Annotated in this window: 18 protein-coding genes; 8 read left to right on the top strand and 10 right to left on the bottom strand. The window is 64.9% G+C overall.

Features of this window, described 5'->3' with window-relative positions; genetic code table 11:
* Positions 1-5 precede the first annotated feature (5 nt).
* The 3 genes from MKD49_RS17705 to MKD49_RS17695 are packed head-to-tail and all read left to right on the top strand — an operon-like array spanning position 6 to position 5,258.
* Positions 6-3,155 (top strand): efflux RND transporter permease subunit, encoded by a 3,150-nt coding sequence (locus tag MKD49_RS17705; RefSeq protein WP_252696944.1) that lies wholly within the window; start codon positions 6-8, stop codon positions 3,153-3,155.
* A gap of 1 nt (position 3,156) precedes the next feature.
* Positions 3,157-4,659, top strand: a complete 1,503-nt coding sequence (gene adeC, locus MKD49_RS17700; RefSeq protein ID WP_305882132.1) for an AdeC/AdeK/OprM family multidrug efflux complex outer membrane factor — start codon at positions 3,157-3,159, stop codon at positions 4,657-4,659.
* Positions 4,656-5,258 carry a TetR/AcrR family transcriptional regulator gene (locus MKD49_RS17695; RefSeq protein WP_252696943.1) on the top strand — a complete coding sequence of 201 codons (603 nt, stop codon included), beginning with the start codon at positions 4,656-4,658 and terminating at the stop codon, positions 5,256-5,258. The genes adeC and MKD49_RS17695 overlap by 4 nt, the downstream gene beginning before the upstream one ends.
* A 4-nt stretch (positions 5,259-5,262) precedes the next feature.
* On the opposite strand, the gene MKD49_RS17690 is transcribed toward MKD49_RS17695, so the two are convergent.
* Positions 5,263-6,183: a LysR family transcriptional regulator gene (locus MKD49_RS17690; protein WP_134221745.1), complete on the bottom strand. Its 921-nt coding sequence runs from the start codon at positions 6,181-6,183 to the stop codon at positions 5,263-5,265.
* Positions 6,184-6,322: 139 nt separating this feature from the next.
* On the opposite strand from MKD49_RS17690, the gene MKD49_RS17685 reads away from it, so the two are divergent.
* From MKD49_RS17685 to MKD49_RS17670, 4 genes are read left to right on the top strand one after another with little or no spacing between them, the layout of a single operon-like run.
* A complete protein-coding gene (locus tag MKD49_RS17685; RefSeq protein ID WP_199725000.1) occupies positions 6,323-7,558 on the top strand; it encodes an MFS transporter in 1,236 nt (411 codons plus the stop codon).
* A 19-nt stretch (positions 7,559-7,577) separates the two neighbouring features.
* Positions 7,578-9,098 (top strand): amidase, encoded by a 1,521-nt coding sequence (locus MKD49_RS17680; protein WP_209583131.1) that lies wholly within the window; start codon positions 7,578-7,580, stop codon positions 9,096-9,098.
* 33 nt (positions 9,099-9,131) lie between these two features.
* Positions 9,132-9,482, top strand: a complete 351-nt coding sequence (locus MKD49_RS17675) for a RidA family protein (protein ID WP_034333792.1) — start codon at positions 9,132-9,134, stop codon at positions 9,480-9,482.
* Between the two features lie 20 nt (positions 9,483-9,502).
* On the top strand, positions 9,503-10,648 hold the full coding sequence (locus MKD49_RS17670) for an FAD-binding oxidoreductase (RefSeq protein ID WP_252696942.1): 1,146 nt from the start codon (positions 9,503-9,505) through the stop codon (positions 10,646-10,648).
* Between the two features lie 30 nt (positions 10,649-10,678).
* On the opposite strand, the gene MKD49_RS17665 is transcribed toward MKD49_RS17670, so the two are convergent.
* The 8 genes from MKD49_RS17665 to MKD49_RS17630 form a co-directional block, all read right to left on the bottom strand.
* Complete coding sequence (locus tag MKD49_RS17665) at positions 10,679-11,404, bottom strand: hypothetical protein (protein ID WP_252696941.1); 726 nt, start codon at positions 11,402-11,404, stop codon at positions 10,679-10,681.
* Between the two features lie 10 nt (positions 11,405-11,414).
* Positions 11,415-12,677 carry a flagellar hook protein FlgE gene (gene flgE / locus MKD49_RS17660; protein ID WP_034333790.1) on the bottom strand — a complete coding sequence of 421 codons (1,263 nt, stop codon included), beginning with the start codon at positions 12,675-12,677 and terminating at the stop codon, positions 11,415-11,417.
* Positions 12,678-12,711: 34 nt separating this feature from the next.
* Entirely contained in the window at positions 12,712-14,766 is a 2,055-nt protein-coding gene (gene fliD, locus MKD49_RS17655) for a flagellar filament capping protein FliD (protein ID WP_252696940.1), read from the bottom strand.
* Positions 14,767-14,791: 25 nt separating this feature from the next.
* Positions 14,792-15,910: a VirK/YbjX family protein gene (locus tag MKD49_RS17650; protein ID WP_252696939.1), complete on the bottom strand. Its 1,119-nt coding sequence runs from the start codon at positions 15,908-15,910 to the stop codon at positions 14,792-14,794.
* Positions 15,911-16,051: 141 nt separating this feature from the next.
* The gene (locus MKD49_RS17645) at positions 16,052-18,538 is read right to left on the bottom strand and encodes a TonB-dependent receptor (RefSeq protein WP_252696938.1); all 2,487 of its coding nucleotides are present in this window, start codon (positions 18,536-18,538) and stop codon (positions 16,052-16,054) included.
* Between the two features lie 13 nt (positions 18,539-18,551).
* The gene (locus MKD49_RS17640) at positions 18,552-19,505 is read right to left on the bottom strand and encodes a FecR domain-containing protein (protein WP_252696937.1); all 954 of its coding nucleotides are present in this window, start codon (positions 19,503-19,505) and stop codon (positions 18,552-18,554) included.
* Positions 19,506-19,513: 8 nt separating this feature from the next.
* On the bottom strand, positions 19,514-20,032 hold the full coding sequence (locus MKD49_RS17635) for a sigma-70 family RNA polymerase sigma factor (RefSeq protein WP_240733867.1): 519 nt from the start codon (positions 20,030-20,032) through the stop codon (positions 19,514-19,516).
* Between the two features lie 389 nt (positions 20,033-20,421).
* Positions 20,422-22,014 carry a diguanylate cyclase domain-containing protein gene (locus tag MKD49_RS17630; RefSeq protein WP_252696936.1) on the bottom strand — a complete coding sequence of 531 codons (1,593 nt, stop codon included), beginning with the start codon at positions 22,012-22,014 and terminating at the stop codon, positions 20,422-20,424.
* 428 nt (positions 22,015-22,442) lie between these two features.
* Between MKD49_RS17630 and MKD49_RS17625 the strand changes: the two genes are divergently transcribed.
* Entirely contained in the window at positions 22,443-24,170 is a 1,728-nt protein-coding gene (locus MKD49_RS17625; protein WP_252696935.1) for a methyl-accepting chemotaxis protein, read from the top strand.
* Between the two features lie 239 nt (positions 24,171-24,409).
* On the opposite strand, the gene MKD49_RS17620 is transcribed toward MKD49_RS17625, so the two are convergent.
* Positions 24,410-25,408, bottom strand: coding sequence for a MerR family transcriptional regulator (locus tag MKD49_RS17620; protein ID WP_209583113.1), 999 nt, complete (start codon positions 25,406-25,408; stop codon positions 24,410-24,412).
* Positions 25,409-25,578: the final 170 nt, after the last annotated feature.

The following is a 25,578-nucleotide window of genomic DNA, read 5'->3' as shown; positions in this document are numbered from 1 at the left end:
ACATCATGGCTCGCTTCTTCATTGACCGCCCCATCTTCGCCTGGGTACTCGCCATCATCGTCATGCTGGCCGGTGCCATCTCGGTGCTGACCCTGCCGATTGCGCAGTATCCGGCCATCGCACCACCGGCCATCGCCATCACCGCCAACTATCCGGGGGCGTCGGCCAAGACCCTGGAAGACACCGTGACACAGATCATCGAGCAAAAGATGAAGGGGCTGGATCGGCTCAGCTACATGGCCTCCACCAGTGAATCGTCGGGCTCGGTGACCATCACCCTGACCTTCGAGAACGGTACCAATCCGGATACCGCCCAGGTGCAGGTGCAAAACAAGCTGTCGCTGGCCACGCCCTTGCTGCCCTCCGAAGTACAGCAGCAGGGCATCACCGTGACCAAGTCGGCCACCAACTTCCTGAACGTGCTGGCCTTTACTTCGGAAGATGGCAGCATGAGCGGCTCCGACCTGTCGGACTACGTGGCCGCCAACATTCAGGATGCGATCAGCCGCGTGGAAGGCGTGGGCGACACCACGCTCTTCGGTTCGCAATATGCGATGCGCATCTGGCTCGATCCCAACAAGCTCAACAGCTACAGCCTCACGCCGCTGGACGTGAAGAACGCCATCCAGGCGCAGAACGTGCAGGTCTCGTCCGGCCAACTGGGCGGCCTGCCTGCTGCCGAGAACCAGCAGATCAACGCCACCATCACGGCCCAGACCCGCCTGCGCACCGCGGAGCAGTTCCAGAACATCGTGCTGCGCACTCTCTCCGATGGCGCCCGCGTCAAGCTGCGCGACGTCGCCCGCATCGAACTGGGCAGCGAAAGCTATACCTCGGTCGGCCGCTACAACGGCAAGCCTGCAGCCGGCCTGGCCATCAAGTTGGCCACCGGGGCCAATGCACTCGATACCGTCAAGGCCATCGATGCTCGCGTGGCCCAGCTGGAGAAATTCTTCCCCGCCGGGATGAAGGTGCAGAAGCCCTATGACACCACGCCCTTCGTGCGCATCTCCATCGAGGAAGTGGTACGCACCCTGATCGAAGCGGTGGTGCTGGTGTTCCTGGTGATGTACCTGTTCCTGCAGAATTTCCGCGCCACGCTGATCCCGACCATCGCCGTGCCGGTGGTGCTGCTGGGAACCTTCGGCGTGCTGGCGGCATTCGGCTTCACCATTAACACGCTCACCATGTTCGCCATGGTGCTGGCCATCGGCTTGCTGGTGGACGATGCCATCGTGGTGGTGGAAAACGTCGAGCGCGTGATGTCCGAGGAAGGCTTGCCGCCCAAGGAAGCCACCCGCAAGTCCATGGGCCAGATCAGTGGCGCGCTGGTCGGCGTGGCGCTGGTGCTGGCAGCGGTGTTCGTGCCGATGGCCTTCTTCAGCGGCTCGACCGGCGTGATCTATCGCCAGTTCTCCATCACCATCGTCTCGGCCATGACGCTGTCGGTGCTGGTGGCACTGGTGCTGACACCGGCCCTGTGCGCCACGCTGCTCAAGCCCGCGGCCAAGGGCCATGCGCTGGCCACGACCGGTTTCTTCGGCTGGTTCAACCGCCAGTTCGATCGCGGCAACCTGCGCTACCAGGGCATCGTGCGCCACATGCTGGGGCGCGGCTGGCGCTACATGGCCGCTTACGCGGTACTGCTGGCGCTGGTGGTGACGGGCTTCATGAAGCTGCCCGTGGGCTTCCTGCCGGATGAAGACCAGGGCACGCTGTTTGCGATCCTGCAGTTGCCCTCCGGTGCCACCAAGGCGCGCACCGATGAAGTGATTGAACAGGTCGAGCATCATTTCCTGGTGGACCAGAAGGATGCGGTATCGGGCGTGTTCGCCGTCTCCGGTTTCAGCTTCGCCGGTAGCGGCCAGAACATGGGTTTTGCCTTCATCAAGCTCAAGCCCTGGGATGAGCGCAAGGGCCCCGGACTGTCGGTGACCGACGTCGCGGCCAAGGCCGGTGCCGCCTTCGCGCAGATCCGCGATGCCCGTGTATTCGCCTTCGCGCCGCCAGCCGTGTCCGAACTGGGCAATGCCACCGGCTTCGACCTGATGCTGAAGGATGAAGCCAACCTCGGCCACGCCGCCCTGATGCAGGCGCGCAACCAGTTGCTGGGCACGCTGATGCAGGACAAGCGCCTGGTGGCGGTGCGCCCCAACGGCCTGGAAGATACACCGGAGTTCCGCCTCAATGTCGATACCGACAAGGCCGGAGCATTGGGCGTGGCCATGTCCGACATCAATGACACCATCGCCACCGCCTGGGGCAGCAGCTACGTCAATGACTTCATCGACAAGGGCCGCGTCAAGAAGGTGATGCTGCAGGCCGATGCGCAATACCGCATGCTGCCCTCCGACCTCGATCGCTGGTACGTGCGCAACAGCGCCGGCACCATGGTGCCCTTCAGCGCCTTCTCGACCGCCAGCTGGACTTCCGGTTCGCCCCGCCTGGAGCGCTACAACGGCGTGCCCTCGATGGAAATCCTCGGCATGGCCCTGCCGGGGGCGGCCTCCAGCGGTGAAGCCATGGCCATCGTGGAAGCGGCCCTGGCCAAGATGCCATCTGGCATCGGCTATGAGTGGACCGGCCTGTCGCTGCAGGAAAAGGCCTCCAGCGGCAAGACCGGCCTGCTGTATTCGATCTCGATTCTGATCGTGTTCCTGGCGCTGGCGGCGCTCTATGAAAGCTGGGCGGTGCCGTTCTCGGTGATCCTGGTGGTGCCGCTGGGCGTGTTCGGCGCGCTGCTGGGTGCGATCCTGACCTGGAAGATGAATGACGTCTACTTCCAGGTGGGCTTGCTCACTACCATCGGCCTGGCCTGCAAGAACGCCATCCTGATCGTGGAATTTGCCAAGGATCTGCACGAGCATGGCAAGAGCCTGGTGGAAGCCACCATGGATGCGGTGCGCATGCGCTTGCGTCCTATCCTGATGACCTCGCTGGCCTTCATCCTCGGCGTGCTGCCGCTGGTGCTGGGCAGCGGTGCGGGTGCCGGCGCGCAGCATGCGCTGGGCACGGCGGTGATCGGCGGCATGCTCTCGGGCACGGTGCTGGCGGTGTTCTTCGTACCGCTGTTCTTCGTGATCATCATGAAGCTGTTCGCCCGCAAGCCTTCCTCCGCGCCGCAAGGCCAACCCGCGATTTCCCCGGAGCACTGACATGAATCCTTCCCTGACCCATCGCGCCGCGCATCGTCCCCGCGCGCTGATGACACCGCTGCTGCTGGCCATGCTGCTGGGCGGCTGCACCCTGATGCCCGAGTACCAGCGGCCCGCCGCCCCCGTGGCGAGCCAGTTTGCGGGCGACCACAGCGCAGCGGCCGCGAGCGGCACGCCGGCCATGGCGGTGTCTGATATCGGCTGGCGTGATGTCTTCACCGATCCGACATTGCAGGAGGTGATAAGCCTCAGTCTGGCCAACAATCGCGATCTGCGCGTGGCCGTACTCAACATCGAGAAGGCGCGCGCCCAATATGGCGTGGAGCGCGCCGCGCTGTTCCCGACCATCAACGCCGCCACCAGTGAATCGGCCAGCCGCACGCCGGCCGACCTGTCGGCTACCGGCCGTGCGCTGACCGCGCGCAGCTATACCGCCACGCTGGGTTTCAGTGCCTACGAACTGGACCTGTTCGGTAGAGTCCGCAGCCTCAAGGAACAGGCGCTGCAATCCTTCCTCTCCACCGCCGAGGCTCGCCGCAGCACCCAGATCAGCCTGATCGCCGAAGTCGCCACCGCCTGGCTCACGCTGGCCTCCGACCAGGACCGCCTGCGGCTGGCCAAGGACACGCTGGCCAGCCAGAGCAGCAGTTACGAACTCACGCAGCGCAGCTTCGAGCTGGGCTCGTCCTCGGCGCTGACCTTGCGCCAGGCGCAGACCAGCGTGGAGAGTGCGCGCGTGGACGTGGAGAGCTACACCGCCCAGGTCGACCAGGACCGCAATGCCCTGGTGCTGCTGGTGGGCAAGGACCTGCCGGACCGGCTGCTGCCGCAGGGTTTGCCCGATACCGCACTGGCCGCCGCCAGTCCGCTGGCGACCATTCCACCGGGACTGCCCTCGGACCTGCTGCAGCGGCGCGCCGACATCGTCGAGGCCGAACGCACGCTGCGTGCCGCCAATGCCAACATCGGAGCGGCGCGCGCGGCCTTCTATCCCAGCATCAGCCTGACCGCGGATGCGGGCACGGCCAGTGCGCGGCTGGCCGGCCTGTTCAAGGGCGGTTCGGGCTCGTGGAGTTTCGTGCCGCAGATCTCCTTGCCGATCTTCGATGGCGGTGCCAACCAGGCCAACCTGGATATCGCCACCATCAGCCGCGACATCAGCGTGGCCCAGTATGAGAAGGCCATCCAGACCGCCTTCCAGGAAGTCTCGGATGCACTGGCCCAGCGCAATACCCTGGGCCGCCAGTTGAAGGCGCAGGAGGATCTGGTGGAGGCCAGCGGTGCCTCGTACCGGCTCTCGCAGGCGCGCTTCAACAATGGCGTGGACAGCTATCTCACCGTGCTCGATTCGCAACGCACGCTGTACTCGGCGCAGAAGACCCTGATCGGTACGCGCCTGTCGCGCTGGACCAATCTGGTGACCTTCTACAAGGCGCTCGGCGGCGGCTGGGTGGAACGCTCCGGCAGCCCTGTCGCCAGTGACCTGGCCACGGCCGCGCCATGAGCCCGCGCGCCGGCAAGACCCGCGCCATCCTGCTCGATGCCGCGCTGGCCGCGTTTGCCCGGCGCGGCGTGCGCGCCACCACGCTGGAACACGTGGCGGCCAGCGCGGCTTTTACGCGCGGGGCGGTGTACTGGCACTTTCCGGACAAGCTGTCCCTGGTCAATGCCGTGTTCGATGATCTGGTCTGGCCTTTCGACATCGGTCCGGAACTGGCGGTCTATCGCCAGAGCGAGCAGCCGCTGTTGTTGCTGCGCGAGGTGCTGTGGCTGAAGCTGCTGGATTTCCTGCGCAACGTACAGCAGCGGCGTCGCATGGAAGTGGTGCTGCGTTATCGCGGCACGCCCGAGCTGCCGGACGAATTGGGTGAACGTATCGAGTCGCTGAGCCTGCGCGCCTTGCAGCATCTGACCGCCGCCCTCAATATCGCCTATGAACGCGGCCAGCTGCGGCGCGGGCTCACGCCCATCGATGTGGCGCGCTGCCTGGTGGCGGCCTGCATGGGCGTCATCGCCGAGCACATGGAAGACCCGCAGGCGCGCCTGGAACATTCCTTCCATCTGGCACCGCTGTTGGTGCTGCAAGGCGCTGAAGTGGCGTAAAAGTTCAGTGCCGCCCGCTGGCGCGCGCGATCAGGGCGTTGAGGAAAGCGCGCGCCGCATTGGGCAAGGTGCGTCCGGCCAGGGACTGGATTTCCAGCTGCAGGGTGTTCATGTCCTTGTCGCGGATGGGCAGGGCGGCCAGCTGTCCTTCGCGCACCAGCTTGCGGATGGGCAGCGCGGCCGAGAAGCCGATGCCGTCGCCGGACATCACGAAACACAGCAGGGCGCTGATGGAGTCCGCCGCCAGGGTCGGCTCCAGCAGCACGTTGCGGCGGCTGCAGCAGGCATCGATCAGCCGCCGCATGGTGATGTTCTTCTGCGGCATGGCCAGCGGATACGGGGCCAGTTCCGACAGGCTGACCTGCTTGCGATGGGCCAGTGCATGGTCCGGCCGCATCACCGCCATGATGGGCGCGCGCTGCGCGAACTCGACCTTGATGTCCGGATCCGGTGCCATGGTGAAGGTCAGTCCCAGGTCGACTGCGCCTTCGCGGATCTGCTGCGCCACGTGGACTGCATTGCCCACCGAGAGCTGGAAACGGATGCCCTTGTGCTGGCGGCAGAATTGTTCGATCGCCGCCGGTACGAATTCCAATGCAAAACCCTCGGTGGTCGCCAGTTTCACCTCACCCCGCCGCAAGCCCTTCAAGGCCGCCAGTTCATTGCCGATGCGTTCGGCTTCCAGTTGCTGGCGCAGCGCGTGCGCGGCCAGCAGTTCTCCGGCGGCATTGGGCCGCATGCCGCGCGAGACGCGCTCGAACAGCGGCGTGTCGAGTTCGGCTTCGAGCCGCGCGATCTGGCGGCTGATGGCCGAGGAGGCGACGTTGAGCGTATTGGCCGCTTCGGTAATGGAGCCGCGCCGCACCACTTCGAGGAAGTAGCGCACGGCGGTCTCCTGCAGCACACGGGTATGGATGATGGACATCCATGAATTGTAGGAATGGTTTGCCGATTCGGCAATCACTGGTTCGAAAACTTGTACTTGTGGCAAACCATGTGCGGGCTTAGGATGCTTTCACGGATCGGCGGCAGGGTGCCCGCCGTCGCGTCGCGAGGGAGGCTTCATGGATGCTGCACAGGCTGCAATGACGAAGGCGCAGGGCGAGGGACGCTACAAGTATCTGGTATTGGTGCTGCTGTATCTGGGCTGGTGCGTGTCCTATATCGACCGCGCCGCCATCACCTTCGCCGCGACCCAGATCGCCAGCGAATTCGCGCTCAAGCCTTCCGACCTCGGCATCCTGCTGTCGAGTTTCTTCCTCGGCTATTCCCTCCTGCAACTGCCCGGCGGCTGGCTGGCGGACCGTTACGGCTCGCGTCCCGTCATCGTCATTTCCATCCTGCTGTGGTCGGTTTTCACCGGCGTGACCGGCATGGCCTGGTCGGTGACGAGCCTGGTGGTGATCCGCTTCATCTTCGGTCTGGGCGAGGGCGCGTTTCCGGCCGCCAGCGTCAAGGGCGTGGCAGAAAACTTCAGCCGCGAGGAGCGGCCCAAGATGTCCTCGCTGCTGATGTCCTCCAACTACATCGGCAGCATGCTGGCCCCGCTGCTGATCGCACCGCTGATCATGCATTTCGGCTGGCGCGCGGTGTTCCATACCATCGGCATTGCCGGGCTGGTGTTCGCCCTCGTGTACTGGTTCTGCGTGCGTCCGGTACGGCCCGGCAAGGACGGTCCCAAGGCCATCAACAAGGAAGCCTTCGCGGCCCTGCTCAGGATGCCGCTGATGTGGAAGATCGTGGCGGTATGGTTTGGCCTGTCCATCATCAACAAGGGGCTCGACAGCTGGATGCCGACCTATCTGATGACCGTGCGCGGCCTCAATCTCAAGGCGGTCGGCCTGTTGCTGCCGCTGCCCTACATCATGGCCGGTCTGTCGACCGCCATCGGCGGCTGGGTCATGGTGCGCTTCTTCGATGGCCGCGAGAAGCTGCTGCTGATTGCCTCTTCGCTGCTGACCGCCGTTTTCGTCTACTGCATGTACACTGCCGCGACCGTCGAGGGCGTCATCGCCTGGCAATGCCTGGCTTACTTCTTCAAGTCCTTCGTGCTGGCCACCTGCATCGCGTTGCCGACCAAGCTGCTGCAGGCGCAGCTGGTGGGCAGCGGCGTGGGCATGGTCAACCTGGGCGGGCAACTGGCGGGCTTCATTTCGCCGCTGGTGATCGGCTTCCTGGTCAGCGCCTTTGCCAACTACGATTACGCCTTCAGCTTCCTGATCGGCGCGGCCCTGTTCTCGGTGCTGGTGAGCTTGTTCATCCGCACCAGCAAGACCGGCGGCCAGATGCAGCCGGCCTGATCCACTCACAAGGAAATTCATGTCTGATTCCCTCGTCGAAAAAACTGCCGTCGAACTGCGCCAGCTGATCGGCAGCAAGCAAGTCTCTCCGGTCGAGTTGCTGGACGCCTGCATCGCCCGCATCGAAGACCTCAATCCCCACATCAATGCCGTGACCGCCACCTGCTTCGAGCGGGCCCGCAAGGAAGCGCGTGCGGCCGAGCAGGCGGTCATGGACGGGGCTGAACTGGGGCTGCTGCACGGCCTGCCCATCGGCATCAAGGATCTCGAAGAAACCGAAGGCCTGCTGACCACCTATGGCTCGCCTATCTATCGCGGCAACGTACCCGCACACGACAACGCGCTGGTGGCGCGCCTGCGCGCAGCCGGTGCCATCGTGGCCGGCAAGACCAACGTGCCCGAAATGGGGGCCGGGGCCAACAGCCGCAATACGGTGTGGGGGGCCACCGGCAATCCCTTCAATCCGCTGCTCAATGCGGGCGGCTCCTCCGGGGGCTCGGCGGCGGCGCTGGCGGTGGATCTGCTGCCGCTGTGCTCGGGCTCGGATACCGGCGGCTCGCTGCGCATTCCGGCGGCCAAGTGCGGCGTCGTGGGATTCCGCCCCTCGCCGGGACTGGTACCGAGCGAGCGCAAGCTGCTGGGATGGACGCCGATCTCGGTGGTCGGTCCGATGGGCCGCAATGTGGCCGATACCGTGCTGCAATTGCGTGCCACCATTGGCCTGCATGCCAGCGATCCCTTGAGCTACGCGGTCGATGACGCGGCGTTCGCGGCCTTGCCGCCGGTGGACCTGTCGCGCCTGCGCATCGGCTATACCGAAGACTTTGGTGTATGTGCAGTCGATGAGGGCATCCGCGCAGTGTTTCGCCAGAAGATGGCTGCCATCAGCCGTTTCGTGCAGGTTTGCGAGCCCGTGGAGATGGAGATGGGCGAGGCCCATCGTGCCTTCGACGTGATCCGTGCCGAAGCCTTCGTGGCCGGGTTCGAGGCCGCCTATCGCCGCGATCCCGCCTCGCTCGGCCCCAATACCCGCGCCAACTACGAGATGGGCGCGGCCATGAGCCTGTCCGATTGCGCCTGGGCGCAGGGTGAGCAGACGCGTCTGTTCCGCCGCTTCCAGCAGCTGTATGCGCGCTATGACCTGATCCTCTCGCCGACCACGCCGGTGTCGCCTTTCCCGTGGAGCGAGCTGTACCTGAAGGAGGTCAACGGCGCGCCATTGGAAAATTATTATCGCTGGCTGGCCCTGACCTATGTAGTCACACTTGTTACCAATCCCTCGATCTCGCTGCCCTGCGGCCGCGATCATCGCGGCATGCCCTTCGGCTTGCAGGTCACCGGTGCCTTCCGCGACGATGCCCGTTTGCTGGCCTGGGCCGGCGCGCTGGAGGCGGCGTTTGCGGGCGATGAGACATTGCAGCGGCCACGGCCTGACCTGGCGAAGCTGAAGTCCGTCAACGCAGCGCTGACCTCCCTGGTTACCCATCCGCCCATCTTTGATGGCGCGGCGACGGCAGCGGCGGCACAGGCTGCGGTATAAACCATTTATATTATTTCATTCTTGAACGATTCCATGAGCACGATCCAACGCTTCAATACCAATGCCCGTATGAGCCAGCTGGTGCTGGCCAACAATTTTGCCTTCGTCGCCGGCCAGGTGGCGGACCATCCGGGTGCGCCCATCCCGCAGCAGGCCAGCGAAGTGCTGGCCAAGGTCGATGCCCAGTTGCAGGCCCAGGGGATCGCGCGCGAGCGCATCGTCAGCGCCAATGTCTGGCTCTCCAGCCCGGAGCATTTCGCTGCCTTCAATGCGGTGTGGGATGCCTGGGTGCCTGCAGGCCATGCGCCCACGCGCGCCTGCGTGCAGGCACTGCTGATGGCCCCTGGGCTGGACGTGGAAGTGGCCGTCATCGCAGCCCTCTGAAAAGATCACGGAGTTTGCCCATGAGCCAGCAAGGCCGCGTCGACTATCTCATCATCGGGGCCGGCATCGCCGGTGCCTCCATCGCATACTGGCTGGCGCGTCACGGCAGCGTGCTGCTGCTGGAGCGCGAATCGCAGCCGGGCTATCACAGCACCGGCCGCTCGGCCGCGCTCTACATGGAAAGCTATGGTCCGCCGCAAGTGCGCGCGCTGACCTGCGCCAGCCGCGCCTTCTTCGATCATCCGCCGGAAGGTTTTACGGAACATGCCCTGCTCACGCCACGGGGCGCATTGTTCTATGCCACCTCCGCCTTGCGTGACGAACTCGACGCCCATGAGGCCCTGGTGCGTTCGGTCTCCGACAAGGTGCAGCGCCTCGATGCGGCGCAGACCCGCGCCATGGTGCCGGTGCTGCGTGAGCAAGACCTGATCGGTTCGGTCTACGAGGAAGATGCCAGCGACATCGACGTGCATGCCTTGCACCAGGGCTTCCTGCGCGGCGCGCGGGCAGCGGGTGCGCGCGTGCTGTGCAATGCCGAGGTGCAGTCGCTGCAGCATGAGCATGACCATGAGCAGGGAGAGAGCACGTGGCATGTGCAGACGAGTCAGGGCGAGTTGCGCGCGGGCGTCATCGTCAATGCCGCCGGTGCCTGGGCCGACGAGATCGGGCAACTGGCCGGAGCCGCACCCATCGGCCTGGTGCCGAAGCGGCGTTCAGCGTTCACCTTCGCGGCACCTGCCGATAGCGCCCACTGGCCGATGTTCATGCCGGTCGATGAATCTTTCTACATCAAGCCGGATGCCGGCCTGCTGCTGGGTTCGCCGGCCAATGCCGATCCGGTCGGACCGCACGACGTGCAGGCCGAGGAACTGGATATTGCCATCGCCATCGACCATATCCAGAACGGCACGACGCTGGAGATCCGGCGTCCGGCGCACGTCTGGGCCGGCCTGCGTTCCTTCGTGAGCGATGGCAGTTTCGTCGGCGGCTACGACGCCAAGGTGCCACATTTCTTCTGGGCTGCCGGGCAGGGCGGGTATGGCATCCAGTCTTCACCGGCGGCGGGCGAGGCCTATGCGGCCCTGATCCTGGGCGAGCCGGTGCCGGCGCATATCGCGCGCTTCGGGGTCGATGCCGCGGCCTTGAGTCCGGCGCGGCTCGGCTGAACGGCCGCGAGCACCGGCCCCTTGCGCGGCTCAGGCCAGCTTGAGGCTGGCCGTGCTGCGCATCTGCGCTGCCTCTTCCTGTGCCTGCATCGCCTCCACCAGCTTGTGCAGTACCTGCCCGGTGAGGCGAGCGAGCAGGGCTTCGTGATCCTGCTCATACTTCTTCAACAGCCGCAGGCAATCCTGATCCACCCACATCCAGTCTCCGCTGCGGCTCTGCGGCGGCAATTGCGCGCGCGCTGCCAGCGGCAGCGGCGCTATCTCCTCCTGCCATGCCCACAGGTAGTCGTGACGATGCGAGTGCGTGAAGGGCAGCCCGCAGACCTCCGCTACCAGCGGGTCGTGGCGCATGGTGAAATCGATGATCTCGCGCCGCAGGCTGCCGTCCGGCATCGGATGCAAGGCTTCGATCCAGCAATGGTAATCCTTCAGTTCAGACAGCTTGCGCGCACTGCGCCGTGCCTTGCGGCCCGGATGCATGGCAACGTAGAGACCGCTGCCGCAGTCGATGACCTCGCCGCCCGACAGCGCCGTATAAGGACGATTGAGCAGGAGGCGCAGCACGCGCGCACCGACCAGCGCGTAATCGGCGCAGCGCCCCAGCGTGCCCATGGTCAGCCGTGCTTCCGCGGCCGCTTCTTCCATGACCGCATTGAGGGCGGCATCGATCATGCCGCGCAGCGCCGGAGCGACCGGCAGCGTGAGGACGGCACCGTTGGCGGCGGGGGCAGAGGCGAAGGGCACACCGGGACTCATGCGTGCATCCTCATCGCAGGCTGATGAGCGTCTGCAAAACCGTGTCCTGCACCTTGATGGATTGCGAATTGGCCTGGTAGACGCGCTGCGCCACGATCATGTTGACCAGCTCGGCGGTCAGGTCGACGTTGGATTGTTCGACGGCACGGCCCTGCAGGCTGCCGAAGGTGGCCGTGGTCGGGGTGCCGACCAGCGGACTGCCGGCCGCCGCCGTGGCCTGGTAGAGATTGTTGCCCAGCGGCTGCAGTCCGTTCGGGTTGGCGAAGTTGACCAGCACGATCTGGCCCAGCACCTTGGTTTGCTGGTTGCTGTAGCTGCCCACCAGGCTGCCATCCTTGCCGATGCTGAAGCTGGAGAGCGTGCCCGGCGGCGAGCCATCCTGCGATTGCGCCAGGTTGGCAAAGGCCGAACCGGTCTGGGTGGAGCCGGCGTAGTTCAGTGCGATGGGCGTGGGGAAGCTGGCCCCGCCCTTGACCATGCTGCTCAGGTCGACCGTCATGCCGGTGCTGGCGGTGAGGGCACCGGTGGCATCGAAGCGCAGCGTGCCCAGCAGTTGCGGACCGGTGGCCGGCGGTGCGGCGTTGATCAGCTTGCCGTCCAGCGTGCCATACACCGACCAGGTGGTAGCGGGCGGGCTGCCGGTCGGCGGGCTCTTCACGTAGTAGGTCTGCAGCGAATACGGATTGCCCAGGCTGTCGTACACGGTCGCGCCGGTGGAATTGTTGTAGCTGTTGGGATTGGCCGGATCGAAGGGACTGATGGTCGGCACGCTCTTGCGCGAGTCGAGGTTGATCTTGGTGGTGATGCGCGAGGTGGCGGTGGCCGGGAGGGTGGCCGTATCGATCTTCAGCGGCACCGGATCGCCGCCTGCGGCACCGGCCGGATAGCCGGTGAGATAGGCTCCGTTCATGCTGGGGTTGATGAGGTAGCCATCCTTGTTCAGCTGGAACTGGCCATTGCGCCCGTAACGCGGTGACTGGTCATTCAGGTTGGCCGCCATGCGGAAAAAGCCGTCGCCGTTGATCGCCACATCCAGCGCATTGTTGGTGGTGGCGATGTTGCCCTGGGTGAAGGCCTGGCTGACATTGGCCAGTGTCACGCCGATGCCGACCGGCGAATTGCCGGAGCGGTTCATGGAGTTGGCATAGGCATCGGCAAATTGCACCTGTCCCTGCTTGAAGCCGACGGTGCTGGCGTTGGCCACGTTGTTGCCGACGACTTCCAGATGTTTGCTCGCGCCCTGCAGGCCGCTGAGTCCCTGTTGAAAGCTCATGATGGTGGTTCCGTTGAGTGAGGTGGAAAGGACGTCAGGTCTTGCGCAGGCGCGCCAGTTGCTGGGTCAGGTAGGACTGCGAGGCCTGCATCCGGGCCAGCGTCAGGTTGAGGCGATTGAACTGGTTGGTGTAGCTGTCGCGCAGGTTGGACAGGCGTTCGCGGGCGGCGGCCTGCTGGTCGGAGACCGTCTTGAGGCTGCTCTGCAGGCCGCGCGTCTTGCCGGCCAGCAGCCCGGTCTCGCCCAGCACCTTGTCCAGCAGGGCCTGGCTGCGCGTGACCACGCCGCCCTTGTCGGTGAACAGGCGCGCCAGCGCATCGAAGCTGGTGCTGCCGGCCTTGCTCAGGCGGGCGTCGTCCAGGGCCAGCGTGCCGTCCTTCTTGAAACTCACGCCAATGGCGGCCAGCGAGCCATGCTCATTGCCGCTCACGGCCCCCAGCACCGCGTTGCGCAACTGCCCCATCAGGGCCTGCACCATCGTTTCGCTGGCCAGCGGTCCCTGTTCGCCGGCCTGGCCGCGCACCTTGGAGGGGACTTGCCGGGTGAGTGTGGCGACCGACTTGGTCAAGGCATTGAAGGCATTGACGAAGCTGTTGACCGCCTCCTTGGCACCGCTGTTGTCGTTGCTGACGGTGAGCGTGAAGCGGTCGCCGCTGCGGGTGGTCTTGTTCAGGTTGAGCGTCACGCCCGAGATGGCATCGCGGATCTGGTTGCCGGGGGCGGTGATGGCCACGCCATCGATGCTGAGCCGGGCGTCCTGCGGGCGTTGCAGCTGTCCCATGGCGCTGGCCGTGAGCACCGCATAGTCGCCGCTGCCGCGCAGGCGAATGGCATCGCTGCCGCCGTTGCTCAGCACCAGCCGTTCCACGGCCTGGTCACCCTGGCCTTCGCGCCGCACCGTCGCGGTGACGCCGGTCTTGGCCTCATTGATGGCGCTTGCCACGTCGGCCAGGCCCGGTGCGGTACCGGCCGTGCTGGAGACTGGTGACAGGCTGAAATTGCGGGTGCCAACAGTGAGGCTCACGGTCCCTGTACCGAAACGTTTTTCCAGCGCGACCGACGCGGTGCTGACATTGCCGGAAGGATCGGAAGCGAACACCGCAAAGTCCCCCGTGCCCGAGACCCGGATGGCGTTTTGCGCACCGCTCTCCTTGGCGGTGAGCACCAGGTGTTCCTGCTTGCCGTCGCTGACGATGGAGGCATTCACGCCAGCCTCGGCCGCATTGATGGCATCGCGCACGCCGGCGAGGGTGTGGTTGGCGGGTTTGATGAGCGCGGTCGATCCCTGCCCGGTCTTGATCGCCAGCACACCCACGTCGAAAGTGGTGCCGGGGTTGATGCCGGCCGAGCTGAGCTTGTGCGCCTGCGCCAGTTGCTCCACGCTCAGCGCATAGCTGCCGGCCGCCGCACGGGTGGCGTCGCGCGCGGCCTGGGTCTGCGTCATGGCACCGGGTCGCTGCTGCTGTGGATCGAAGCTGATCGCGGAGAGGCTGTTGTTGGATCGTACGCTCAGCGTGTTGGCGGTGCCGCCGGTATTGGATTCCAGGACCAGGTGTTCACCGGCTTCGTCGCGCGTGACGCTGGCGGTCACGCCTGCGTTGGCGGCGTTGATGGTATCGCGCAGCCCGGTGACGGTGGCGTCTGCCTTGAGCGTGATGAATGTCGGTGGCCGGGTGCCGACTTTGATGGCCAGTGAATCGCCAGCCCGGAACAGTTGGCCGCTGGCAAAGCCGCTGGAGCGGATCTTCTGGGCCAGCGCGCGGGTGGAGTCATCGGCGTTGATGTCGGCGCTGATGGCGTCGGCCCCGGTCTTGACCTCGCCGCCACTGCCCGTGGCGTTGCCGCTGTTGCTGACCGCCGCCTTCTGGGCGCTGAACCTGGCGGCCGTCAGCCCGGCCAGAGCGCTCTGGTAGGTGCCGAGCGCCTTGTCGAGGCTGCCATAGGCGGCCAGCAGGGCATTGAAGCCATCGGCCTTGCTGGCCAGCGGCGTCAGGCGCGATTTGCTTTCCACGGCGACCAGCTGGTTGACCAGGTTGGCCACGTCCAGTGGACCCGCCGAGGTGGAGATGGAGCCGGTAGATGTTGCCATGTTGCCTCCGTAGCGCAGTCGGTGTTCAGGTGCCGGTGCGCACCAGCGCGCCGCGCACCTGCTGCGTGACAGCCTGCGTGAGCGCCAGGCGCTGGCGGGCTTCGGCGCGCTTGCGCGAGGGCAGGGATTGCAGATCCGGTGCCGTTTCTTCACATGGCAATTCGTAGTCGCCATCGCTGCGCCTTGCTGCGCCCAGTTCCTGCCAGAAAGCGTCATAGTCGGCGTGGACCCGCCCGCGTTTGCCGCGCCGACTGGCCACGCGATTGCCATTGCTCACCAGCAGCACGCGGCTGCAGCCGTGGCCGACGCCGATGGCGCGCACCATGCGGATCATCAGCGCCTTGGGACGCAGGCCGAACAGGTCGCGCGTGGCGCGCCGGATCTGCTCGCGGCTGTCAGCGCCGCCGCCGCCCTGCAGGCAGCCGATGCGCACGATCCAGCCGTTCCCTTGGCGGCACAGGGTGAAGGCGGTCGAGAACAGGTGGTCCTGGCCGCGATACAGGTGCAGCGCCAGTTCGCCTTCGTGGTCCAGGCTGTTGATGGCGGCCAGGCGCACTTCGTAGTCCTGGCCCGACTTGCCCTGGAACTGGCCGATCGGGATCTGCTGCTGCGAGGCTTGCAGCACCAGCGGGGCCAGGCCACGGCGGATGACGAAGTCGTAGTGGCTGGTCAGGATCTCCAGCCGTTGCGGCCGGCGCAGGCGCAGTGACTGGTAGGGCCGGTAGATCTTGTGCAGCAGGCGCGGCGTGGCCACGGCCAGGGCCGCATGGGTGGCGGTCAGGTTCCAGAAATCCAGCCATTGCCGTGTCTGGCGCGGGGCCAGCAGGCCGCGTGCGCGCAGCTTGATCTGCCGGGCCAGGCGAGAGAGCGGCGCGCGCGGCTGGTCCGGAGCACTGAGCAGGCTGAGCGGCGCACTCGGGCGGGCCGCACGCAGGCGCGCGGGAACGGCCGCGTTCCAGGCCGGGGAGGGGCGGGCGGCACCGGTACTGGCACGTACCAGCTGCACGCAGCGGGCCACGCCCGGTACCAGCAGGTAACACGCCACGGCCAGCAGCAACAGGCTCAGGCAGGCCAGCAACGGTTCCTGGATGTCCAGCAGCAGCCCGTAAGGGCCGGGGGTATGCGGAACGGTAATGAACGACATGGGGACGACTCCTTGCACGATGAAGACAGAGAAAGGGAGCTCTCTGTCTTGCTTGTGCAACGAGCCGCGCAAAATGACGGTCTGTTACAAATTTTTTCCAGGGGGGGCGTTGGCAGCGGTCAGGCGCGCTGGCGGAGCAGTTCAGAACTCGACGATATGGGTCAGGGTGAGCGTGCGGGACGGCTCCACGCCGATGGTGGTAGTGGCGAAGTCGCTGTAGAGGCGGCGGTCGAACAGGTTGCGGATGCCCAGCGTGGTGCGGCTGCCGCTGCCGCGATGGTAGAGGCTGGCGTCGACCCGGGTCTGGCCGGCGATGCGTACCTGCGAATCGCTGTCGCTGAAGGCCATGTAGCTGCTGCGTGCGGTGAGGCCGGCCCCGAAGCCCCAGCCGCGCCAGGCCTCGGACTGCAGGTCATAGGTGCTCCACAAGCTGGCGCGATGGTGGGCGAACTGCGCGATCCGGCGGTCTTCTTCGGTGCTCGCGGCCGGACGGAACAGGCTGTAGCTGTAACTGGCGATGATGTTCCAGCCGCGGGCCAGCCGGCCCGACAGGTTCAGCTCCACGCCCTGGCTGACGGCCGAGGGCAGCAGCACGTAGTTGTTGGAAGGCGCAGTGGTATCGGGAAAGACGAACTGCAGCACGTTGGTATGGCTGGCACGGTAGAGGGCGGCGGTGAAGATGGCACGGCGCTCCAGCAGCTCCAGCTTGAGGCCGACTTCCGCCGATTTGCCCGTGGTGGCGGGCGCACTGTTGATGCCGGGTTTGCCGCCATTGAGGCTGGAGTCCAGCAGCAGCTGGCCCGGGGTGAAACTGCGGAAGGCATTGGCGTAGACGGTGGCGGTGTCGCTGAGCCGATAAGCGATTCCGAGGTTGTAGACCGGGCCGTGCCGGGGCGGCGAGGTGTCGTGCTCGACCCCGTTCATGTCGACGTCCGAAGAGAAATTGTTGCGTTCCTGTTCGTAGCCGATGTTGGCCAGCAGCGTCCAGCGACGCCAGCGCATCTGGTCCTGCAGGTAGAGGTTGGAGGTGTAGATCGCGTCGCGGCCACTGACGATGCCGGGGGTATCGGTGATGGCCGGGAAGTCGCTGGCGACAGGCGGCCAGGTGACGCCGATGACGTTCGAATTGCTGGTGTCGCTGTAGCGGCGCAGGCGTGTGCGCGTGAAGCTGCCACCGGCCATCACCGTATGCTGCCACTCGCCGCTGACGATCTTGCGGGAGAGGCTGTTGTCCAGCCCGATGCTGTCCGAATGCAGCAGCGACTGGTCGCTCACGCAGATGCCGGTGCCTTCGTCCAGGTCCACCGGCGAGCAACTGGTGTAGCCGGCGGAGTGGTAGCGCAGCCGCGTCAGGCGGGCCTTGCTGTTGAGACGCCAGCCGTCACCCAGGTCTTGCTCCCAGCGATAAAACAGCTCGCTCTTGCTGGCCTGGCTGTGATCGTCGGGCAGGCCCCAGGGCGTGTTGCGCAGGTCAGGGCCGGGGCCGGTGTCGGTGAGCATGGCGCTCTGGTAGCCGCCGAAGGGAGACCGTGTGACGTGGTGGCTCAGGCCTGCTACCACGGCGGTATCACGGTCCTTGTAGCCGAGCGAGGCGGCGAGGTAGAACTCGCGCGCGCCGTCGTAGCCATCCAGGGTGCGCTTGTCGTGGGTGGCCGAAAGGATCGTGCGATAGGTCCAGGCGCGGTCCTCCGTGAGGCTGCCGCCGAGGTCGAGGGCGCTGCGGCGATGGCCGCGATTGTCCACCTCCAGCGTCCATTCACGCAGGGTATCGGCCACCGGTTGCTTGGTCACGATGTTGACTGATCCGCCCGGTTCCATCGGTCCGCCGACCACGATGGAGTCGGCACCGCCCAGGACTTCGACGCGTTCGATGGCGGCCATGGGCACATCCAGCGAGGTGATGCTGCGTGAGCCGGCGACACGGCCATTGGTCACGTTGGACAGCGAGACCAGGTCGCCCCAGCCATCGCGCATGACCGGGGCAATGAAGCTGCGCACGTAGAGCGTACCGGCCTGGTCGACGCCGTCGCCGCGGCCATGGACCACGGCGCTGATGTTCTGCAGGCTGTCCACCACCGAGCGCGATTGCTGGCTTTCGAGAACGGAACTGGTGATCTCCTGCAGCGACACTGGCAGGGCCGACAGTTTTTCTTCCTGCCGTGTGGCCAGGCGGCTGCCGCTGGCCAGGAAGCCGCTGTCGAGATAACCGTGGCTGCTGTTGCGCTCCTCCCCGGTGCCGGTCTGCATGACCGGTGGCAGCGGCGGATTGTAGCGGGGCAGCACTTCCGGAATGCGGCGTACCCCGTATGAGCCATCGGCCTGCGCGACCAGTTCCAGCGGGCTGTCGGCCAGTGCGCGCTGCAGTGCCTGGGGTAGCGTGTAGCGGCCTTGCACGCCGTTGCTGGCGAGCCCGGCCGTCACCGCCGGATCGAACAGCACGATGCCACCGGCGGTACGTGCGATGGCGGCCAGCGTCGCTTCCATGCTGGCGGCGGGCAACTGGAAGTCGAACTGCGCCAGCGGGACGGCGGCGGAAACGATTTGCGCGGCAGCGGGCGCGGCCAGCAGCGCCAGCGGGCTGGCCGCGAGGCAGTGCGCCAGCAGGAGGGCGAGGCGGGTGGGGCGCATGAAGCAGGCGGGTTCAGGTGCGTGCGCTGATGGTGACCCAGTAGGGGCTCACCCGTGTCACCGAGATGGGCAAGGCGCTGGCCAGTGCCGACAGGGCGCGCTCGCTGTCATCCAGCGGGAAGGCACCGCTGATGCGCAGCCCCGCCACGGCCGGATCGAGCCTGAGGATGCCCGTGCGGTAAGGACGCAGCGCTGCCACCACCTCGGCCAGCGTGTTGTTGGCGGCGGTGTAGTAACCGTCGACCCATGAGGTTTCGCCGCCGGCATTGGCGCGTGCGCTGCCGATGCGGTCGCTGTCGAACCAGAGATGCTGGCCGCCGGCCAATTGGCCACGGGTATTGTTGCGGGTCACCACCCCGACCTGGGCGGCCTGCAGCGCTACCAGTTCGGTGCGGGCGGGCTGCAGGGCCATCGCCAGCGTTCCGCCCAGCAGCTCGGCGCTGCCATGCACGGTCTGGATGATGAAGGGCAGCTCCGCACGCGCCGCCACCTGCAGCTGGATTTCGCCCGCCAGCAAGCGGATTTGCCGCGTGCCCGATGCGATCTGCTGGTCGATGGCGCTGCGCGCGTTGAGGATCAGGGTGCTGCCGTCGGCCAGCAGGGTGCGGCGACGCTCGCCGGTACCGGTGTGCAGGTCGGCGCGCAGTCCTGCCAGCGGGGTGACGCGGTCGGCCAGCAGGCCGCCACCCACGGTGAGGCCGGCCAGGATGGCGATCTGCTTGAGGGCCTTGCGACGCCGGCTCTTCTGTTGCAGCGTGTTGCGCAGCACTTGGGGGGCGGCACCGACCTGGCGCGGAACGTCGAACTGCTGCACCGACTGCGCCAGATTGGCATAGGCCACGGCATGGCGCGGATCAGCCGCTTTCCAGTGTTCGAAGGCGGCTTGTTCGCCTTTGCTCAGTTCGCCTTGTTCGATCTGCAGCATCCACTCGATGGCCTGCTCCACGATCTTGTCTTCGTTCTTCATGCGCGCGCTTACCCCAGCGGCGCGAAGCCGGCGGCCTTGTAGCATTGCAGCAGACCCTTGGCGACGTAGCGGCGGGCCACGCTGGGCGTGATGCGCAACTGTTCACCGATGGCCTGGTAGGTCAGGCCGTCGAGCTTGTAAAGCAGGAAGGCCGCGCATTCCTTGGCGGTCAGCCCGGCCAGCGCCTGGTCCATGGCGCGCAGGGCCTGCAGCAGTTGCAGCTGGTCTTCGGGCGAGATGGCCTGGGCCTCGCCGTTGGTGTGCGCCAGCGCCTGCAGGCAGGCTTCCTCCAGATCGCGGCGTCGCCACAGCTCGTAGACGATGCGGCGCGAGATCGTGGTCAGCAGCGCGCGCGGTTCGCGCACTTCCTGCGGCGGCGAGGTGAGCAACTGGGTGAAGGTTTCGGCGGCCACGTCCTCGGCGGCAAAGGCATCCCCCACGCTGCGCCGCAGGCGCGTGCGCAACCAGCCATGGTGTTCGATGAACATGGCTTCGATCTGGTTCATGGCGCCGAGCGGATCGGACATCAGATTTGAACTCATCCGGGGTTTGGAAAAAATGCGAGTAAATTTCGAGGAGCGGGCCGTGTTGCCCATGCTGGTCTCATCACCAGTCCGCTCTTGTCGAGGGACGGGATGCGCTGCAAATTATAAGAGAAATTCACAGTTGTGAAAAAACTGCCTGCGACCATGGATGCGCCGTGCATCTGAGCCCGCTTTTAATCAGCATGGGCAGGCATTCCCGGTCGATTGACTTAGTCCGTTGTGTGACCAAAGTGTAAAGTTTCGATGGAGATTCCGTGACGGGATCGCTCCCGCAGTCAGTGTTTTGTCAGCTGCGGAGACATGTTGGTGATCTCATTCGCACCGGATGTCATCCATTTTTATTGCGAGTTATTCGTTGAGTTCTGGGCGCTTCACTGCGAATTTCCTGCGGCTGCATCCGGTTTGATCGAAGGCGTTACCGGACGCGGCAGCTGGCAGTCTTCCACCCGGTCGCGGCCGCGTTCCTTGGCGCGATAGAGTGCGCGGTCGGCCCCCGCGAACAGATCTTCGATGCGCATCTCGGGCCGTGGCACGCAGCTCATCACGCCGGCGCTGATGGTGACCACGCCACCGGCATTGCCCTGATGCGGGATCGCCAGTGCGCGCACACCATCAAGCACCTTCTGGGCGATGCGATGAGCATTGTCGAGATCGGTGTCGGGCAGCAGCAACGCAAATTCCTCACCGCCGTAGCGTGCCGCCAGATCGCCATGGCGGCGCTGCATCCCGCGCAGGGTGCGGGCCACGTCCTGCAGGCAGTAGTCGCCCTGGATGTGGCCGTACAGGTCGTTGTACTTCTTGAAGAAATCGACATCGAACATCACCAGCGACAGGGCGCTCTTGCTGCGGCTGGCATTGCGCATGGCCAGTTGCAGCTGTTCATCCAGGTAGCGCCGGTTGGGAATGCCGGTCATCCCATCCAGCATGGCCTGGGCCCGCAGGTTTTCGGTGAGCAGCTTGAGGGACAGGTTCTTCTTTTCAATCTCTTCTTCGGCCCGATCGCGCATGCGTACCACGCGCAGCAGATAGGCCGTCAGCAGGCCGACCAGCAGCGCCGCCGAGACGATCACCAGCAATTGCGCACGCTGCGCTTCGCGCCAGTCGGCCAGCATTTCCTCATGCGCCAGTGCGGCCGTGACGAACAGCGGATAGTCCGGCACCCGGGTGAAATAGTTCAGGCGCAGCACGCCATCCTGGGCCGACTGGATCACCGCCCAGCCCGACTGGCGCTGTTGCGCATGATCGCGATAGAGCGGCAGATCGGCCATGCTCTTGCCGAGGAACTCGCTGCCGTAGGGCCGGCGCAGCAGCATGCTGCCGTCGGTGCTGGCCAGTACCAGTGAGCCCTGCTTGCCGATGTTGAGTTCGTTGAACAGGCGCATGAAGTGGTCCAGGCTCACGCCCACGCGGATGACGCCGGCCGGCTTGCCCTGGCGCAGGCGCGTGCGCGTCACCGGAATGATCCAGCGGCCGGTGACGCTGCTGATGACCGGGGTGCCGATCTGCAGTCCACCGGTCTTGTCCTCCACACGGCGCTCTCCGCGCGCCATGGCCATTGCCGGTTCCGTGCCGGACAGGCCGGCCGGCTCCGCATGGGCGGGCCAGCGCTGCCGGGTGTGGCCCTGCTCGTCGATGACCAGCAGGCTGTCCAGTTCGGGAAAGAGCTGGCTTTGCCGGGTGAGCAGATCTTGCACCAGGCCTTGCAGTTCAGCCGGGGAGAGGCTGCGGCTGCCTTCCAGTCCGGCGATTTCCTGTATCAGCAGGTCGGCCGCACGAAAGCTCAGGTTGACCTGGGTAGCCAGGCCGGTGGCGAGGTTGAGGGTGGCGGTCTCGCCGCTCTTGATCGCTGCTTCGCGGCTGCTGAGGCTGCCGTTGAGCAAGGCATAACCGAACAGCGCGCTGCCCAGGATGGCCAGGACCAGCGAGGTGATCCTGACCTTGTTGTTGAGACGAGTGAGGGGCATGGCTTACTCCGGGGGATGTTCGGTGAACGTGTCAATCTGAAATCAAATTAATCAAATTCACCATTTGCATTTTAATGCAAATGCATTTTGATTTCCTTTATTGCAATAGAAAGCCTCTTTTTAAAGGGTGGAATGTTGATGTGGATTAAGTCGCTTGTTGCCTTTCGGCAGGCATCGATCGATTCGCGAATTCCTCTCATTTCCTTGTGGAATGGCTATTTCCGCATGGCAATGCTCACCATTTGTCACGCCTGGATGATTGATCCGGCAACTGTGGCGTGAAAATGTGACGAAATTTCGTCGTTAAAAACATTTTCATCGAATACGTTAAATAAATCGTTTATATTGCTTTCAGTCGGCTGGCACGTGTCGGCCCGGCACAGGGGTTTCTTGGGATTGGCTCAGGTGTAAAACGGAGAGGGGATGAAATGAAAATCACGGATATGAAGATCAGCGTCCGGTTGGGCGTGTGTTTCGCGGCACTCATCGCGGTGATGTGCCTGATCGCGGGCGTGGGCGTCAAGAATTTGTGGTCGGTCAGCGATGCCACGTCGGAAATCGTCAATGACCGCTACGTCAAGGTCGCGCTCGGTGCGCAGATGAGCGACAAGATCAACACGGCCGCCCGCAGCCTGCGCAATGCCATCCTGGCACGCAATCCGGAGGAGGCGAAGAAATACCTCGACCGGGTCGAGACCAACACCAAGGATGTCGGCGAGATGCTGGGGCGGATGGAAAAACTCATCAACACCCCGCGCGGCAAGGAATTGATCGGCGCGCTGAACCAGTCGCGCGACGAATACAGCAAGCACCGCGCCAAAGTCGTGGAATTAATCCAGCAGCAGAAAAAGGACGAGGCAACAGCCTATCTGTTCGACCAGACCATCCCGGCGCAGGACAAGTATTTCGCGGCCCTGAAGAATATGACAGAGTTCCAGGTCAGCCTGATGGACAAGGCAGTGGAGCGCGCCAATGACGCCTCCAGCAATGCGGTCAACATCATGGTGCTGCTGTCGGCGGCTGCCATCGTGCTCTCGGCGCTGTGTGCCTGGCTGATCACGCGTTCCATCACCCGTCCGCTCAACCAGGCCGTGCAAGTGGCGACGGCTGTGGCGGCCGGTGACCTGACGGTGCAGATCGACAATTCCTCCAAGGATGAAACCGGCGCGCTGCTGGCCTCGCTCAAGGCCATGAACGACAATCTGCACCGCATCGTGACGGAAGTGCGCCAGGGCAGCGATACCATCAATACCGCTTCCGGCGAGATCGCCACCGGCAACCTGGATCTGTCCTCGCGTACCGAGCAGCAAGCCGGCGCGCTGGAAGAAACCGCTTCGGCCATGGAAGAACTGACCTCCACCGTCAAGCAGAATGCCGACAATGCGCGTCAGGCCAATACCCTGGCCGAAACCGCTTCGCAGGTGGCAATCCAGGGCGGTAGCGTGGTCGGTGAAGTGGTGCAGACCATGAGCCAGATCAACGATGCGTCGCGCAAGATCGTCGACATCATCAGCGTCATCGATGGCATCGCCTTCCAGACCAACATCCTGGCCTTGAATGCCGCCGTGGAAGCGGCCCGGGCCGGCGAGCAGGGGCGCGGTTTCGCGGTGGTGGCTTCTGAAGTGCGGACCCTGGCGCAGCGCAGTGCCGCCGCCGCCAAGGAAATCAAGACATTGATCGACGCCTCGGTGGAGCGCGTGGAAAACGGCAGCCGCCTGGTCGAACAGGCCGGTACCACCATGGATGAAGTGGTGGCCAGCGTCAAGCGCGTCACCGATGTGGTGGCCGAGATCACCGCCGCCAGCGGCGAACAGAGCGATGGCATCGAGCAGATCAACCAGGCCATCGTGCAGATGGATGAAGTGACCCAGCAGAATGCCGCGCTGGTGGAAGAAGCGGCCGCCGCTGCGCAATCGCTGCAGGAGCAGTCGGGCCGTCTGGTGGAAACGGTCAGCATTTTCAAGCTGAGCAACCATGAAACGCGTCGCCCGGCACCGGTGGCTGCTACCGCGGCACGCACCGTGGACGTCACGCCCCGTGCCGCAGCACTGCCGCGCAAGCCGGCAGCCAAGGCCAGCGCACCCGCCAAGGCTCTGCCGGTTGCGCAGCCGGCCTTCAAGCCGGCCGCTGCTGAAGGGGATTGGGAACAGTTCTGAAGGGCCAGCTCAATTCCGCAAGGGAAGGGTTTGGCAAGCAGCGCGTCCATTGGGCGCGCTGTTTTTTTTGTATTGATTCAAGCCTGCATTGAGGCCTGAATTCAAGCGTGAATGAAGAGCAGAACTGTGGCGTGAATTAAAGCGTGAATTAACGCGTCAATTCACGTGCGAATTCTGAGCGAGATCCTGTACAGAATACTGCCCCGAATTCGGACCGGCCTCACCCCGGTCAACTGTGCTTACGTCAGCGAAATTCCCTTGAAGCGCGCCAGCTTTTGCAGTGCGTCTTCCAGCGGCAGGCGCGCGCGTCCGGCGGCAATGCGCAGTTCCCGATGCAGTTCGGCTTCCTCGGTCGTGTCGTCTTCGCACTGGCGGCTGTAGCGTTCGAATCCGGCCAGTGCCGTCAGCAGTTCGGCCAGATGGCGCGGACATTCACACTGCATGCGATCGGACTGGTCCGACACCGACGCCAGGGCGCTCTCGCTGAAGCGCGGCTCCGGCACCCATTCGTCCTCGCCCGGCGTCTGCGCGGCCGCCGGTTCCATGCGCCGGATCATCTCGCACAGCCACTCCACATCGATCCCTTCCACCGCCTTGCGCACCACGCGATGCCCGGCCTCGCGCAGGCGCACCACCATCTCCGGCGAGCCGAAGCGATACAGGATCAGTACCGGCACCCGCACGCCGTCGCGGCGCAGCCCCTCCAGCCGCTGATCGAGGTCGCTGTCGAGGACCGTGCTTTCCAGCAGCAGCAGGTCGCCCTCGAACTGCCTGAGGTCGAGTTCATCCAGGCTCTCGACAGCCATGATGACGCTCAGTTGCCGATGCGCCAGCGCCTGGCCGACCGCCTTGGTGGCAATCCAGGGGCCGACCAGGGCCAGCCGCGTGGCCGGACCGGCATGCCGCTCGTGGCTGCCGCTGCCCTCGGCCGGCAGGCTCTGCGCCAGCGCCTGCAGGTCCTGCGGGGGCAGCGTGGCCAGCTTGCCGATGCGATGGCCGGCATCCACCAGTGTCTTGATCCAGACCAGGCGTTGCATGTCTTCCTGCGAATACAGGCGCTGGCCGCCGCCGCTGTGCTGCGAGGAGGTGATGCCGTAACGATGCTCCCAGGCACGCAGCGTCTCGACTGCCATGCCCAACTGGCGCGCCACCGCGCCGGGGCGCAGCAGCGGCAGGTCGGACAGCTCGGCTGTTTCTGCTGCGGGAGCCGGTGAAGAGGGGGCTTGTTGGTTCGTCATTGTCGTATTTCCAATGAAAAATATTTTTGTAATGTACGGATATTTTTTAAATATATCTGTTCAGAGTCGTTGCAAAGCAAATTTGTTGCACGCTGAAAAAGATTTTTTACCGTTTGTTTTGGTGATTTTTTGAGTATGTCACGCTTTTGTCTGAATGTGAAACATCGTGA

It is taken from the genome of Herbaspirillum sp. WGmk3 (assembly GCF_023952535.1).
Taxonomy (GTDB): Bacteria; Pseudomonadota; Gammaproteobacteria; order Burkholderiales; family Burkholderiaceae_D; genus Herbaspirillum; species Herbaspirillum huttiense.
This window is presented reverse-complemented; position numbering and strand designations above follow the sequence as displayed.

Excerpts from the sequence above, each read along its gene's own strand:
- MKD49_RS17705 (WP_252696944.1), top strand. The coding sequence starts at position 6 with ATGGCTCGCTTCTTCATTGACCGCCCCATCTTCGCCTGGGTACTCGCC.
- adeC (WP_305882132.1), top strand. The coding sequence starts at position 3,157 with ATGAATCCTTCCCTGACCCATCGCGCCGCGCATCGTCCCCGCGCGCTG.
- MKD49_RS17695 (WP_252696943.1), top strand. The coding sequence starts at position 4,656 with ATGAGCCCGCGCGCCGGCAAGACCCGCGCCATCCTGCTCGATGCCGCG.
- MKD49_RS17690 (WP_134221745.1), bottom strand. The coding sequence starts at position 6,183 with ATGTCCATCATCCATACCCGTGTGCTGCAGGAGACCGCCGTGCGCTAC.
- MKD49_RS17685 (WP_199725000.1), top strand. The coding sequence starts at position 6,323 with ATGGATGCTGCACAGGCTGCAATGACGAAGGCGCAGGGCGAGGGACGC.
- MKD49_RS17680 (WP_209583131.1), top strand. The coding sequence starts at position 7,578 with ATGTCTGATTCCCTCGTCGAAAAAACTGCCGTCGAACTGCGCCAGCTG.
- MKD49_RS17675 (WP_034333792.1), top strand. The coding sequence starts at position 9,132 with ATGAGCACGATCCAACGCTTCAATACCAATGCCCGTATGAGCCAGCTG.
- MKD49_RS17670 (WP_252696942.1), top strand. The coding sequence starts at position 9,503 with ATGAGCCAGCAAGGCCGCGTCGACTATCTCATCATCGGGGCCGGCATC.
- MKD49_RS17665 (WP_252696941.1), bottom strand. The coding sequence starts at position 11,404 with ATGAGTCCCGGTGTGCCCTTCGCCTCTGCCCCCGCCGCCAACGGTGCC.
- flgE (WP_034333790.1), bottom strand. The coding sequence starts at position 12,677 with ATGAGCTTTCAACAGGGACTCAGCGGCCTGCAGGGCGCGAGCAAACAT.
- fliD (WP_252696940.1), bottom strand. The coding sequence starts at position 14,766 with ATGGCAACATCTACCGGCTCCATCTCCACCTCGGCGGGTCCACTGGAC.
- MKD49_RS17650 (WP_252696939.1), bottom strand. The coding sequence starts at position 15,910 with ATGTCGTTCATTACCGTTCCGCATACCCCCGGCCCTTACGGGCTGCTG.
- MKD49_RS17645 (WP_252696938.1), bottom strand. The coding sequence starts at position 18,538 with ATGCGCCCCACCCGCCTCGCCCTCCTGCTGGCGCACTGCCTCGCGGCC.
- MKD49_RS17640 (WP_252696937.1), bottom strand. The coding sequence starts at position 19,505 with ATGAAGAACGAAGACAAGATCGTGGAGCAGGCCATCGAGTGGATGCTG.
- MKD49_RS17635 (WP_240733867.1), bottom strand. The coding sequence starts at position 20,032 with ATGTCCGATCCGCTCGGCGCCATGAACCAGATCGAAGCCATGTTCATC.
- MKD49_RS17630 (WP_252696936.1), bottom strand. The coding sequence starts at position 22,014 with ATGCCCCTCACTCGTCTCAACAACAAGGTCAGGATCACCTCGCTGGTC.
- MKD49_RS17625 (WP_252696935.1), top strand. The coding sequence starts at position 22,443 with ATGAAAATCACGGATATGAAGATCAGCGTCCGGTTGGGCGTGTGTTTC.
- MKD49_RS17620 (WP_209583113.1), bottom strand. The coding sequence starts at position 25,408 with ATGACGAACCAACAAGCCCCCTCTTCACCGGCTCCCGCAGCAGAAACA.